This window comes from Psychrobacillus sp. NPDC096623, from assembly GCF_044762655.1.
Lineage (GTDB): Bacteria > Bacillota > Bacilli > Bacillales_A > Planococcaceae > Psychrobacillus.
On the sequence record NZ_JBIWER010000003.1, the window covers coordinates 285,061 to 299,942 of the forward strand.

Annotated in this window: 13 protein-coding genes; all 13 read right to left on the reverse strand. The window is 37.4% G+C overall.

Annotated features, from left to right (window positions below):
* Positions 1 to 123: 123 nt before the first annotated feature.
* A complete protein-coding gene (locus tag ACIQX2_RS10915; protein WP_402849938.1) occupies positions 124 to 300 on the reverse strand; it encodes a hypothetical protein in 177 nt (58 codons plus the stop codon).
* A gap of 138 nt (positions 301 to 438) precedes the next feature.
* Positions 439 to 996 carry an integrase gene (locus ACIQX2_RS10920; protein WP_402849940.1) on the reverse strand — a complete coding sequence of 186 codons (558 nt, stop codon included), beginning with the start codon at positions 994 to 996 and terminating at the stop codon, positions 439 to 441.
* A 178-nt stretch (positions 997 to 1,174) separates the two neighbouring features.
* On the reverse strand, positions 1,175 to 1,414 hold the full coding sequence (locus ACIQX2_RS10925) for a hypothetical protein (protein WP_402849943.1): 240 nt from the start codon (positions 1,412 to 1,414) through the stop codon (positions 1,175 to 1,177).
* 198 nt (positions 1,415 to 1,612) lie between these two features.
* Positions 1,613 to 3,841, reverse strand: a complete 2,229-nt coding sequence (locus tag ACIQX2_RS10930) for an FIMAH domain-containing protein (protein WP_402849945.1) — start codon at positions 3,839 to 3,841, stop codon at positions 1,613 to 1,615.
* 650 nt (positions 3,842 to 4,491) lie between these two features.
* A complete protein-coding gene (locus tag ACIQX2_RS10935; protein WP_402849947.1) occupies positions 4,492 to 5,958 on the reverse strand; it encodes an alanine/glycine:cation symporter family protein in 1,467 nt (488 codons plus the stop codon).
* A gap of 36 nt (positions 5,959 to 5,994) precedes the next feature.
* Positions 5,995 to 7,590, reverse strand: coding sequence for an amidohydrolase (locus ACIQX2_RS10940; RefSeq protein WP_402849950.1), 1,596 nt, complete (start codon positions 7,588 to 7,590; stop codon positions 5,995 to 5,997).
* Positions 7,591 to 8,027: 437 nt separating this feature from the next.
* Positions 8,028 to 8,219: a 4-oxalocrotonate tautomerase gene (locus tag ACIQX2_RS10945; protein ID WP_402849953.1), complete on the reverse strand. Its 192-nt coding sequence runs from the start codon at positions 8,217 to 8,219 to the stop codon at positions 8,028 to 8,030.
* A 166-nt stretch (positions 8,220 to 8,385) separates the two neighbouring features.
* Positions 8,386 to 9,171, reverse strand: a complete 786-nt coding sequence (locus ACIQX2_RS10950; RefSeq protein ID WP_402849956.1) for a 2-keto-4-pentenoate hydratase — start codon at positions 9,169 to 9,171, stop codon at positions 8,386 to 8,388.
* A 401-nt stretch (positions 9,172 to 9,572) separates the two neighbouring features.
* Positions 9,573 to 10,367 (reverse strand): 2-keto-4-pentenoate hydratase, encoded by a 795-nt coding sequence (locus tag ACIQX2_RS10955; protein WP_402849959.1) that lies wholly within the window; start codon positions 10,365 to 10,367, stop codon positions 9,573 to 9,575.
* Positions 10,368 to 10,377: 10 nt separating this feature from the next.
* Complete coding sequence (locus tag ACIQX2_RS10960) at positions 10,378 to 11,841, reverse strand: aldehyde dehydrogenase (RefSeq protein WP_402849961.1); 1,464 nt, start codon at positions 11,839 to 11,841, stop codon at positions 10,378 to 10,380.
* Between the two features lie 464 nt (positions 11,842 to 12,305).
* Positions 12,306 to 13,085, reverse strand: a complete 780-nt coding sequence (locus tag ACIQX2_RS10965) for an SDR family NAD(P)-dependent oxidoreductase (protein ID WP_402849963.1) — start codon at positions 13,083 to 13,085, stop codon at positions 12,306 to 12,308.
* Between the two features lie 34 nt (positions 13,086 to 13,119).
* Positions 13,120 to 14,394, reverse strand: coding sequence for a TRAP transporter large permease (locus ACIQX2_RS10970; RefSeq protein ID WP_402849966.1), 1,275 nt, complete (start codon positions 14,392 to 14,394; stop codon positions 13,120 to 13,122).
* Complete coding sequence (locus tag ACIQX2_RS10975) at positions 14,391 to 14,882, reverse strand: TRAP transporter small permease (protein WP_402849969.1); 492 nt, start codon at positions 14,880 to 14,882, stop codon at positions 14,391 to 14,393. The genes ACIQX2_RS10970 and ACIQX2_RS10975 overlap by 4 nt, the downstream gene beginning before the upstream one ends.

A 14,882-nucleotide genomic window follows, 5' to 3' on the forward strand; every position in this document is an offset into this window, starting at 1 on the left:
TATACACTATATCATTTATTCAGTGCGTACTGATACATTCAAATGAGATAATTGGACAAAACAAAAGAGATGTGCCTAATCGGCAAGTGATCAGGCGCATCTCTAAACAAATCTAACTAGTAATTATCGACGCAATTTACTATCTTCTTCTGTGCTAATTGTATCCTCTGAATAATTTCCGTCTTTTTGATTGTTTTTTTCGTTTTCTTTTCTTTCTTCTATTTCTTCAATTTTACTTGGTTGCTCTTGTGTAGTATTTGGATCTTCATCATAACGCTTTTTTTCATCGTGATTAGCCATGTTTGTTCTCTCCTCTTTATGAAATTTAATAATGTATATAATTATTAGATTCCCTATATTGAAAGCTCTAAACAAAGGCAAAGGTATTTAATATAAAAGGCTATCCCAATATATAGACGATTTAGGATAGCCTTTTTGTTATGCTGTTTTTTCGCTTAAGCCCTCTATAAGGAGCTCGTATGATTTCAAATCATCTAAATATACCCTTTGGTAAGATTCTAAACTGTGTTTCTTCACTAATTCAAAGCTGGAAGGATCAAACAGAGAAAATTTCTTATTAAGTCGTTCTGCATTCATCCAAGCAGTCTCTTCAAACGTTATATTCATCTCATGTTCCTCTAGAAGATTAAAGAGTAAATCCTTATTATTATAAATTTCACTGGCTAAATAACTTTTTTTAGTTTGAAAAAATTCTATTGTCCGCTCAAGTGAATCAAGTAACGCTGAACGATCCAATGCATGACCCAATTCGTGAATAGTTAAGATATTAATATATGATTCAAATGAAATAGGCGATTGAATTTCTTCCCACGATCTTATTAATCGTTGAAAATCCACACCTAAATAATTTCCTATAAAATTGTAGCTCATATTTATGCCAGAATGGTCTGGTTTTATTTCTAAATCTATATTTACAGTTTTCATAATGGAGCGGATGATCTGTTGCATATAATCATTCGTATATCTACTTAACATGTGCTTCTTGACTTCTCCTTACTTTCTTGGTTTTACTATTTCGCCAAGATTCACTATATGTTAATAGTAGCCAAATTTCAAATAAAAAGTTTTTTAAGGAGAATTAAAAGGGTGCACGCAGTCTCATTGACTTTGTGCACCCTGTTTTTAACTAATTTAGTTTTAAAACCTTTTAACCTTAGCTATTTATCGAATTAAAATCGTCTTCGTTACGTTTTTTGTTATTTTGTACATTCTCTTTATTTTGCTCTTGTTCATACTCATTGAAATTGTTCCGAGCTTCTCCGCCCTTACGACCTAATTCCTCATAAAACTCATTCTCTTGATTATTGGAGGTTGCTTCTCTTCCATTTCGTTCCGCTTCATTTGGCCAATTTGGATTGTCGTTTCTGCTGCGTTTGTCTTGGTTGTTAGGCATTTTTTTAATTCCTCCTTTAAGATATTTGAGCTTAAGTCGCGCTCCCTATCTATATTCCCGTCTAGAATTGAATGAAACATAAAAAACTCAACCAAACCGAATTTTAACTAAAACGATACATAAGTACTGATTCAAAAGGACAAACGCGTTTGTAACTTCGTTCTGAACATGATTCCTAAAGCAGGTTTATACTAAGTTTTATAGCTCGATAGAATTAAGGACCTTCTGCAACTTTTTATATAAATTTGCAGTTATATCCGTTTCTTTAGCATTTTCTATATGCTTTATAGCATCCTGCAGATGCTTACTAGCTTGCTTATCTCTGCCCATATCCCGGTGATGTATAGCTGTTGTAATAGAGTTAAACAGTTGCTTACTTAATGAATGTGTTAGATTTCCATCGTCGGAATGTTTTTGAACTAACTTCAGTGCTGATTCTAACGTATCCAATACTTCAATTTTCATTAAATTAGCTTTATCTGCATAATAGATTTGTCCATCATCTCCAATTGTCATTAACTCCGCCTTAGCCAATGTTTCGCTCTCCAGTGAATCGGGGTCGATTACTGTTAAGTTACCAGCAAGATTAGTGTACATCAGACCATCCTCGCCCCAACGGATATGGATTGGCCTCCATCTGCCATGATCTTTTACTTCAGGATATACGTTTTTGCTTTTTACAATTGATAATGTTTCCGGATCCATTGCAAAAACCGTGCCACCCGCTGCAGACCATAACAGTTCGTCTGGTCCTAACGACATTCCGCTTATCATCTTGGGCTGAACTGTAACACCTGGTATGTCCGGAACAAACTCAGTAATTTTTTCACCCTTTTCTATATCCCAGACAAATATTTTTGCCGCTGGCTCTGTAGGTTCTATTCCTAATCCACCGGCGACTGTTGTTGATCCATATAGCTTTCCATTCGCTTCTGCCAATCCCGCTATGGATTGATTGTGGACAACATCGTCATAAACTTTTGTATCTTTTACAGAGGCTGGGTCAAGTACTGTTAATGATCCCCCCAGATAACCATAGTCAGGAATCGTACCAATATATAATTTATTATTTGCCGCTGTCATAATAAATGGCCTGTCCTGATTAGGAATATCGTAAATTTGTTTAGTGGAAAGAACTGGATTGGTTACATCCATCTCTAAAATAAGTGCACCCGGGTAAATCCCAAAATACATTTTATTTCCAAGAGGTACCATACCTTCTGCTTGTGCCAGGTTGAAATTACTGTTTTCATTTGTTTCCGGATTGTATACGGCACCTTTCCCTCCCGGATAACCGCTTAAATATAAATTGCCGTCATGCCCTTTTTCCAACGTCTGTATAGGAATTGGATTGCCGACAATTGGGTATTGAATCGTTTTTACTTTTTTGGTTTGTAAGTTCATATAAGTGACTTGGCCGCCAAATTGGACAGTGACTAATGATTTGCCAGGAAAGTCTGAATCGTTTTCTAGTTCAACCCAAGCTGTGTTTCGCAAAAAGGTTCCAAATACAACTCCTGTATCAACCGCTTCAAGCGTATTCAAGTCCACTTCCTTCAACCTATTGCCTTGCAGGAAGTATACTTTATCGCTTCCAGGTAAGCCATGGATTAATCGTAAACCTTTATTGTTGGTATAGTAATTATCACTCCAATTGCCTGTTTCTGTATCATAGAACAAGAGTGTATTACTGCCGCCTCCAACACCAGCGACAATATATTTTCCAGCTGCATCCAGTTGCCAAACACTGCTACCTGGAATAACATGGTCAGGCACCTTTATTGCTTCATATTCACCTGTTTCTACATCTAATTTTACTATGCGATTATCAACACCGATACCTAAATATAAGTACCCATTGTGATATGCTGTGGACCGGGAGTAGCTTTCTCCTGGAGCAACACTGCCATAATCCTTCATTTCCCCTGTTTTTGGATCATAGCGGCCAGCTTTTGCATTTGGGAACGAACCAAAATAGACACGTCCCTCTTCATCATAGGACAAACCGTATACAACACTCTCTCCTATACCCCCAAGATTCCTAACTTCCTTTGTTACTGGGGAATATTCATATAGATACCCATTGCCGCCAATATAGACATTACCATTTGGTACCGTAATATGTGTCCAAACAGCTCCAGTTCCTTCTAGCGGATATGTTCTAAGTACCTCCTGGCTTTGAAGATCTATAACCTGAAAGATGGCCGGCTCACCGCTTGCAGTTGTGTACATTATATTCCTTCCATCTTCAACTCCATAAGTAGAGTCATATACTGCTACACTTTGAATGAGAGAACCCAAGTTAATAGGATCATTAAATCTTTTTTCTACTTCTGCAGAAACGGGATGGCTATAAAGAAATGAAGATGAAACAATTAATACAAGTGCAACTAAAAGAACTACAATATTTTTCGAAAACGCTTTCAAATTACTCCACTCCCTACTAAAGATATATTTTCATAAAATAATAACCTGTTATACTCCTCTCTTTTGTAATATTCTAAAAATATCAAATTTACCAATGCTTATAAAGGTCCATAAACTGCCTTAAATTAATTTCAGGAATATAGACCTGTGGAATTTAAATTTAAAAGATGATTCAGCGGTTATTACAGCCCTTATGATTCAAGCCTATACTACTACAACATATATATTACTACTGCATAATTGACTTCTGTTCCACAGAAATCCTCTTATCTTGTAATACCTTCATAAATTTTTATCATTCTTTTTCTTTAAATATGTTCTAAAACACCTATTAGGGTTCTCCGCTTATTGACTTAGGGACACATTGTAGAAGTATATACCACTCGCTTTAGTCAAAAGCATATCGAGGTTTACTTTGATGAAGTATTTTTATAGGTTGAAAAGCATCAAATTTCCTTCTCGTATCGGTATTTTTTACACCGTGTTGGTATCTTACGGGTATTATTATATCTAGATAAAATAGGGAGATATTCCCGTTTAGAACGAAATTATACATTGAAAACCTATATAAAAAAATTTTTATTAAAACAATACATAAGTACTAAACCAAAAAAACAAACCGCTTTTAAGCGATTTGTTTGGGATTCTAGCTATTTACTATTATCTTTTTTCACCTTATCCTCGTAAAACACACTAAAGTTAGGATCAACAATTCCTATATTTAAGTATCTAGCTTTGTAATCTCGAAGCAACTCGAAGAACTTTTTGCTTAAGAACAGTATAACGATTAAGTTAACAAAAGTAGGAATTGCTGTCGTAATATCCGCAAAATACCAAACTGCTTTTCCTGGCATGTCATTCATCACTGCATATATTACCATTAATGAGCCGGGCACAGGATATAGCCATTTAAACAGGGTTAATATTTTGTACTTCAATGCAAGCTTCTTCTCATTATTAAATACATGTCTTAACAATATCTCATAATACGTATACCAACCCGTAGAAGTGGTTAGTCCAAATAAGAAGATGGAGATTGTAATAATATATCTACCAAACTCTCCAATCCCAATTTCAAAAGCAGATAATGTAAGAGCAGCACCATCCAAACCTGAAGACCATACACCTGTTATGATAATAGTAAACGCAGTGATTGAACATACGATAATGGTATCCGCGAATACCTCCATCGCCCCCCACATTCCTTGCTTAACAGGGTGGGCAGTTTTAGCCGTGGAATGAATCATCGGGGAAGTACCCCATCCAGCCTCATTACTATAAACCGCACGTGCAACCCCCATACGAATAACCTGAGCAATTGCCGCTCCTGTGAAGCCACCTACTGCTGCCATTCCTGAAAAAGCACTATCAAATATTAAAGAAAAAACAGGAATAATTTCAGAGTAATTTTTAAAAATGATAAAAAGCCCAGCAATTACATAAAACAAGCACATAAACGGAACGAGCAAAGAAGCAATCTCACCAATCCGTTTGATACCACCATAAATAATAATATAAATAATAGTCAAATAAATAAATGAGGCAGGAATCATTCCGATATTGAACGTAGAGCTAACTGCTTCTGAAATCGTATAATTTTGAAGCGTAATAAAAAATGTTGTGAAAATACCTAAGCCGAATAGTATGGCCGGAACTTTCCAATACTTGAATTTCTTTTCCTCACCAAGACCTTTTTCCATATAGTAAGTTGGTCCACCATATGGGTTGCCTTTTTCATCTGTATTTCGGTAGTACACAGATAAGGTTACTTCTACCGTTTTTGTAATCATACCGAGTAAAGCGGTAATCCACATCCAAAAAACTGCTCCTGGTCCTCCAATAGCAATGGCAGTTGCAACGCCACCAATGTTCCCTACCCCTACACTCCCGCCTATGGCTGTACTGACAGCTTGAAAAGGAGTTAGTATTCCCTTTGTATCTTCCGATTTATCTTTTTTACCAAATACTTTTCCAAATGTTTCTTTAAAAATATGAGGTAAACGAATAAACTGAAAAAGTTTACTTCCAATGGTAAAATATAAGCCTACAAATAGAACCGTAAAGATTAGTGGTAATCCCCATAACCAACCAACAATCGTTTCTAGAATTGCATCCAAAAACATAACCCCTCTCCGATTTGTGATTTTACATGCTTATCTTTGGTACCTTATTTCTCCTCCAATGACGGTCATTTCCGCACTTGTTGTTAATAATTCATCGGGACTTTCCATTTGAAAAGGATCATGAGATAAAACAGTCATATCACCTAACTTGCCTCGTTCTAATGTTCCTTTCAAGTTTTCTTCATTGGTTGCGTAAGCGCCCCCCACTGTGAATAAATGAATAGCTTCATACATAGACAATTTTTCTTGCTCGATATAGCCTTCATGGTTTTCTCCAGCTTTCCTTCTTGTGAGGGCTGCATGAATACCTAATAAAGGATTTAAAGGTTCAATTGGAGCATCGGAGCTTCCCGCACTAATAACTCCATTTTCTAATAAGCTTTTAAAAGGATATGCAAATCTTGCTCGTTCCTTACCGATTCTGTCTTCAATCCAAGGAAAATCACTCGACACAAATTTAGGTTGCAAATCCACAATTCGATTTGGACTACTTAATCTTTGTATTAAACGTTCGTTCAATACAGAAACATGTATGAGCCTATCCCGATATTTGGACGGTTTGAATTGATCTAATATATCAAGGACATCGATAAGCGCCTGGTCCCCAATCGTATGTATGGCAACAGGCATATGCTGCAGTCTAATATCACGTATTAGTTGAAATAAGACTTCGTTATCGTACATTGCGTTACCAACATTATCAGGATCATCCAAATAGGGCTCTGATAGATGAGCTGTCCTGCCACCCAATGCGCCATCAGCAAATAATTTTATCGCCCCTATCATAACCTTGTCATTTCCATAGCCCGTTCTCATTCCAGAGGTAACCATCTCCTCTAAATAATCATAATCTATTAACAGATTACTTCGAGGTCCAATTCCATCATGATTGATAAGTTCATCGAATAATCGATATGTTTGTCGTGCACCGCCAAGATAATTCGGATCATTTGTATGGATACTTGTTAAACCTACACTTAATGCTTTTTGTAAGCCCGCTTGTAAAGCAATTTTCAATTGTTCGTAGCTCTTTGTTGGAATATGCTTCGAAACAATGACGGATGCAGTTTCAAGCAATAACCCATTAGGTTTTTTCGTAGAAGAGTCTAATACAATTGTCCCTCCATATGGAATATCCATATCTGGGTGGTAGCCACTTACTTTCAGAGCAATGCTATTAACCAAAAAAGCATGTCCACAAATTCGAGGCAAAAAAAGTGGATTATTCGGCGAAACCTTGTCTAACTCTTCAATAGAAGGAATTCTTCTATCTGGAAATATATTTTCATCCCAGCCTCTTCCCAAAATCCACTCACCAGGTTTCATATTAACTGCCCAACTCCTGATGGAAGCTAATAAATCATCTGTAGTTTTCACGTTAGTGAGATCCAGTTCTTGAGAATTGATACCAACACTCGAAATATGCAGATGACTATCTATCAATCCTGGCAAAACAGTCCTACCTTCCAAATCGATAATTTTAGCTCCATTTCTTCCCCATTGATGTAGAATTTCTTCATTCGTCCCAATATCTACTATTCGCTCATTTTGAGTAAAGATGGACTGCACAATAGGTTCCATTGGATTCATCGTGTATATCTGACCATTTATAAAAATAGATTTCACATTATTCCCCTCCTTTATCATATTTTTATTATAAAGTATGCTTGTAGCAAATTAAATGGAACATTTTGATATTTTATAATATTCGGTCTTTTAAAAAGTATATGAGGTCAAGAAAAAATGTAGAACAATTTAAAGTTAGCAACAAATAGTAAACACATTTAATAGTAGAAGAATTGTGAGTCACTCCCCAAACTGATTATGAGTTTCAACGACTAGTACGCTAGGTTTTTTGAGTTGAACAGGACTTTTCAAAATGAAAAACACTCTTTAGTCTTTCCATGACTAAAGAGGATCTTTTTAGTGTTATTCAGATGTGTTAGAAATTATCTTTTTACTATTAATTTTTGTCATGTATCGTTTTTAATCCTTAAAGCAACTCTACCGTTAGTCAGAACTATTCATTCAGAAAGATAGCTCTTCGTTTTATCGATCTCATGTCATCTTCCCAAATCCTTGACACTTGTACCACCAATAGCCCAATGCGTCTTTGGTACTTCTGTAACAATAACCCGGATATTTTTCTTTGGCGCATCCAAAGACTCACTGACTGTGTCAGTTACATTTTTCATTAAATCATTAATCATTTCCTGTGATCTGCCTTCTATAATTTGAATATTGACTAGCGGCAAATGTATCACTCTCCTGTATAGCCATTTTTATTTAGATTATATATACGTTAGATAAAAGGACTTAAACTGTAGTTGAGGGAGTAGGAGCTGAAATTGAAAGGAAAGCGAATGGCACCTGATTAACTTTCGATTTTCAAACAGCCCGAAAAAACTTTTACCTACTCCATTACTTCACAAAGAAAGATATATCCCCAAGCCCTCCATATTTGGCGCTTACATAGTCTCCTGGCGACAAATGTACCGCTGCTGTTAGAGCCCCTGTCAAGATTGGCTGACCAGCCTTGACCTTCTCCCCTTTTTTACTCAGCATGTTTGCCAATCTTGCAACTGAATTTGCTGGGTGTCCCAGCACTGCTGCACCAGCTCCGAGTGCCTGGATTTCACCATTGATAGATAAAGTCACGCCAACAACATCGAGTTCAACCTCATCTGCGCGCTTTAGGCTCGTTCCAAAAACCGCTCCGGCTGCAGAGGTGTTATCTGCAATGACGTCAGGCAATGTGAAATTGAAATTTTCATAGCGGCTATCTATGATTTCAATCGCCGGAAAAACATACTCAGTAGCACTCAAAACATCAAGTGCTGTCACCCCCGGACCTTCTAAATCTCGTGATAAAACAAATCCAATTTCTGGTTCCACTTTTGGATGGATGTAATCATCGATGGAAATGGATTCCCCTTCATTCACAACCATGTAGTCGAAAATATAACCATAAATCGGATTATCTACATTCATCTGTTTCATTTTCGCTTCACTGGTGATTCCCATTTTAGGCCCGATGATTTTTCTACCTTCTTCTAACTTTTGCTTAACCAATTCCTCCTGAACCAGATATGCATCTTCAATGGATAGCTCCGGGTACAATTCCGCAGTGATTTTAATTATTTCACGTTTTTCTTTTTCAGCATTATGAGTATAATCGGCAAGTTCTTTAATAAGTTCCTTATCCATTTTCTTCCTCCCAGTAACTTGCTAGATTCTATGTTTCTTTGCCATCTCTGGAGCGACATCGATAATCGTATCTTCCAGACCACCTATGATTCCAGATTACCAAGATCTATCAAAAATATTAAGTGAAGCCAAATTGTATCGCTTTGCTGCTGATTAGTACTATTGAAAGCTTGAGTACCTATCTGCAATTCCTAATGTCAAAACATCTTTTGTTAATTCTTGAGGCTTCGTCAGGATTGAGGTCTTCTGCGAAAGACGTTAGTCAATGCCTGTGTCGATTCCCATTTTTTTAAGCCTCGTCACAATTCCTCTGTCTGTATATTTCCCAAACCTTCTCCACGACAACGAACGCTAACATCAAGCTGTTCACAGTACTCAACCATTGCCATCCCAAACCGTATTTATTCAGTAAAACTTACACTCACTTCACCAAGCTCAGCAAATTTTGCTCTGAAATGATCGCCGGGTTTTGCCTCAACAGCTGCGGATAATGCTCCCGATAAAATTACTTCACCAGCTTTTAAGGTAATATCATATTTCGCCAGCTTATTCGCGAGCCATGCCACGCAGTTCACAGGATCACCAAGTGCCGCTGCACCCACCCCTGTATTTTGCAATTCATTATTCTTATATAGAGCCATGCCTATTTGTTTGATATCGATTTCCGTGATTTTCTTCGGAGTACCTCCTAGCAAATATAATCCCGAAGAAGCGTTATCTGCCACTGTATCTGCCAGTGTAATTTTCCAATCTTTCACCCTGCTGTCGACAATTTCAAGTGCCGGCACAATTACATCCGTAGCCTGAAGAACGTCCAGTGAAGTGACATTTGGGCCAACCAGATCTTCTTTTAAAATAAAAGCAAGTTCCCCTTCTACCTTAGGCTGCAACACACGTTTAAAGGAAATCTCCCCGCCATTCTTCACTTCCATAGCATCTGTCAAATGGCCATAATCTGGCTCGCCGACACCAAGCATATCCTGCATCGCTTTTGATGTCAGCCCGATTTTCTTACCAGTAATTTTTTGGCCGTTTTCAACATATTCCTGGATAGTGTGCAGCTGCACGTAATATGCATCATCAATGGATAACTCTGGATCCAGAGCTGTTAGAGGCTGAACCCCTTCCCGATTCCTCCAGGAACTAGCTAAATGCTTTGCATGACTTTCTATCTTCGAATCATTTTTCGTTTCCATAAACATCCTCCTACAGTTTCAATGTAACGTTCGTTAATTCCGTGTAGAAGTCCATACTGTGTGCTCCACCTTCACGACCAAGTCCACTGTGCTTCATTCCGCCGAATGGTGTTCGCAAATCACGTAGGAACCAAGTGTTCACCCATACCATGCCCGCTTCGATTTGTGCTGAGAAACGTGCAGCACGCTTAACATTTGTTGTCCACAAACTTGCACTTAATCCATAATGAGTATCATTTACCTGTTCAAGCACTTCTTCTTCAGAATCAAATGGAACCACTGTTACAACTGGCCCGAAAATTTCTTCTCGGACACATCTGGAATCTTTTCCAAGGTCAGTGATTATCGTTGGCATAATGTAGAATCCTTTATCCTCAAAAAGTGTGTTTCCGCCTATAAGGAAGGTTCCACCTTCTTCTTTGGCAATATCTAAATAGCTTACTACTTTGGTATAGTGTTCTTCACTTACCATTGCCCCTACTTTTGTATCAGGATTGAACGGGTCTCCCACTTTCAGTTCCTTCGCTTTTGCAGCGAATTTTTCCAAAAACTCATCGTAAATGCTACGTTCCACATAAATTCTAGAACCACAGAGACAAACTTCACCCTGGTTGATAAAACTTGATTTCAATGTTGTTTCAATCGTGTCATCCAGGTCGGCATCAGCAAAAATGATATTTGGATTTTTTCCACCTAGCTCAAATGATAATTTTTTCAGAGTAGGTGCTGCTGCTTTCATAATTGCACTTCCTGTTATTGTCTCACCTGTAAAAGCAATTGCATCCACATCCTCATGAGAGGTGATAGCTGCACCTGTTTCTCCCATCCCATGCACAAGATTTACAACACCCTCTGGTACTCCAGCGTCTGTACAAATCTGTGCCAAAACAGTGGCTGTCATTGGTGTTACTTCAGATGGCTTCATGACAACAGTATTTCCCGCCGCTAGTGCTGGAGCCAATTTCCAAGTCAACAGCAACAATGGAAGGTTCCACGGATTAATCAAACCAACCACACCAACTGGTTTGCGGACAGAATAGTGAATTGCGATATCATCTTGCTGATACGATTCATTTCCTACCGCAGTCATATAATCTGCGAAGAAATGGAAGTTATTTGCTGCCCTATCGATATCTACACTTTTTGAGAGCCAAAGTGGTTTCCCCGTGTCCAACGTTTCGAGCGCAGCCAATTCTGGCAATCTTTCTAAAATCAGGTCCCCAATTTTACGTAGAATCTGAGAACGTTTTTTCGCAGGCATGGTTCCCCATTCACCTTTCAGCGCTTTTCTTGCCGCCTTAACTGCCTGATCAACTTCCACTTTCCCACCAAGCTGAACTCTCCCTAGCACTTCCTTCGTAGCAGGGTTGATATTTTCAAATGTTTCTCCACTGTTTGACTGCACATATTTTCCATTAATATAATGTTCGCAATCAATAGGTTTTACTACTGGTGTTGTTCTAGTAACTTGCATGTGATATTCCTCCTTACGTTTTTTGGGAAACGCATTATTCTTTCCTTAATTTAAACCATTAATTTTATTTATTAATCTTGCATTTTCATTATAGGTTCGGTTAAAGAATTAAATAAGGCTCCAATTCCTCTATGCGGAACAAGTAGTAAAATAATATAGAAATTAGTGATTTCGTCAGGAATTCATTGATTTTCCGTTTCCTTTGTAAAGTTGAAGCGTGATTGATGAAAGAATTGTCACCAATTTTTTCGTTTAATCTCTATGTTTGTTCTTATCACTTAATTTCATCCTTTATAAGGATTTTTATAGACATCAGAACAATTTAGTAACCGTTTTGGAGAATAGCGAAATTAAATTTTCATAGTGCAATGATAATGATAGAACGTAAATACCCAATAAAATACACCATGCGGTTTCTCACGCACGGTGTGTTACCGGTTGAAATATTTAAAATTGGAAAACTTTTAATACATAACTGCCCCACCATCGACATTTATCGCTTGACCTGTTATATATCCTGCCTCGGAAGATGCCAGATAAGCTACCATTGATGCAATTTCATGAAGCTCCCCCGATCTATGTAGTGGGATATTACTGAGCATTTTTTCGATGACCTCTCCTTTTGGACGTTTAAAATTTTCGACATAGTGTTCGTCAATTTTATCCCACATTGTAGTATGGACAAAGCCTGGACAAACTGCATTTACATTAATATTATGCTCTGCCAGGTCGGTGGCGGCCGAGCGAGTGATGCTTATAACCGCAGCTTTGGAAGCTGCATAAACAGGATAATCAGGTCTGCTTGATTTACCTGTAATAGAGGAAATATTTATAATTCTCCCCCCATTACCGAGCAAAATCATATTTCTTGCGGCTTCTTGCATACTGAAAAAAAGTGATTTTGCATTTAAATCCATCACTACATCCCAGTCCTCTGGTGTGAGTTCCAAAAACTTATTTACTTTAATAATCCCAGCGGCATTTACTACGATATCAATCGAACCAAAATCATCGATAATTGATGCATACAGGGACTTAATCTCCTGTATTTGTCCCAAGTCTCTTACATATGAAACTGCTTTTACACCAAGCTCATTTAGCTGAGATGCGGTGACCTTGCCATTTTCCTCATCTATATCAACAACTGCAATATTGGCACTATTGGCTGCCAACTTCTCTGCAATAGCCTTACCAATTCCTTTTGCTGAACCGGTTACTACTGCAGTTTTCCCCTGTAAATTCATACATACAACCCCCTTGGATTATAAAATCCATAATTTATTCTGAAATCGAAGGAATCCATAATGTAAGACCTGGAATAAACGTAACTAGCAATAATATAACTATAGATACTAAAACAAATGGCCATACCGCTTTAACAAACGCTTCAATGGAAACCTTTCCTAAAGAAGTTGCTAAAAATAAACCGGAACCAACTGGCGGTGTCAGTATACCTATAACAACATTCAAACAAATAATCACTCCAAAATGAATTGGATCAATACCAAAAGCCGGTAAAATAGGAACGAAAATAGGAGTCAATATAATAATCAAAGCAATACCTTCTACCAGCATACCTAGCAGTAACAATAGTATATTTACAAGAATTAAGAACATAAGAGGATTACTTGAAACTGTTGTCATCCATTCCGCAATCGCCTGAGGAACACGTTCAAATGTCATTGCCCAGCCAAAAATATTTGCCATCGCTATAAGCAAGGTTACAATTGCAGTAGATATAGCTGTGTTCACGAAAATACCTGGGAGTTCTCTTAAATTTAATTCTTTATAAATGAAAAAACTGACAATCAATGCGATTACACAGGCAATACCAGCTGATTCTGTTGGAGTAAAAACACCAGTAACTATACCCCAAATTAAAACTCCTGGAACTAATAAAGCTGGTATTATTTGATAAAATGATTTTCCTCTTTCTCTCCAGGAGGCTTTAGGTCTCGAAGGGAAATTTTGTTTATACCCCAGATAAGCGACTAATATTATAAAAGCTAAAGACAATAGAATACCAGGTAAAATACCCGCTAGGAACATATCACCAATGGATGTGCCTGAAGTTGCCCCATAAATAATGAAAAGCATACTTGGTGGAATTATTGGACCAAGCATTCCAGCTGCTGCTGTCGTAGCTGCTCCGAATTCACGCTTATATCCTTCCTTTTCCATTGCAGGAACCATAATTTTTGTCATCATTGCAATCTGCGCAGAAGCCGAACCAATTATTGAAGCCAAGAAGGTATTAGCAACTATATTCACATAGGCCAAGCCTCCTCTGTAATGACCAACGAATTTCTGCGCAAATGAGATCAGACGACTGGTAATCCCACCTGTATTCATAATTTCACCGGCAAGCATAAATAATGGAATGGCTAGTAAACTATAGCTCTCCAGTGACGAAAACAGCCGTTGAGGTGAATTTAGAAGCATATCACTATTTCCACTAAGAAATAACAGCACACAGCCGGAAATACCTAAAACAATTGCTATTGGGATTCTTATAAGAAGCACGAACGCAAATATCAGCATTGTCAGTATCATTCAATCACCTTCCCTGCTCTGGTAAACCGTAATGATTCTAGGAACCAATTAATAAAATGGATGGACATAAAAAGCAGACTTAATGGAATGCAAATATACATATAAATCATGGGTGTTTGTGTTGTAATTGATTTTTGTAATAGAATTGTTGGATTCGTGATCCAATTGATAGATAAATAGAGTATCCAAATGGAAAATAAAGAAGAAACAAACAATCCTATTACGATTAGAATATTTCTTAATTTTGGATTAACTTTGTCAACGAAGAGGTTCACTGCAACTGCCTCTTTAGATTTAATACTCATACTGGCACCGATAAAACTTGACCAGACAAATGTATAAAGGGCATACTCCTGTCCCCATACTAATGGGGAATTTAGAAAATACCGGTAAAAAATATCAAAAGACATTGCCATTAGCATGAAAGGTATTAAAAGAATGACCAATATCTTTTCCACTTTAAAAATAGTATCGCTTATAGCTTTCAT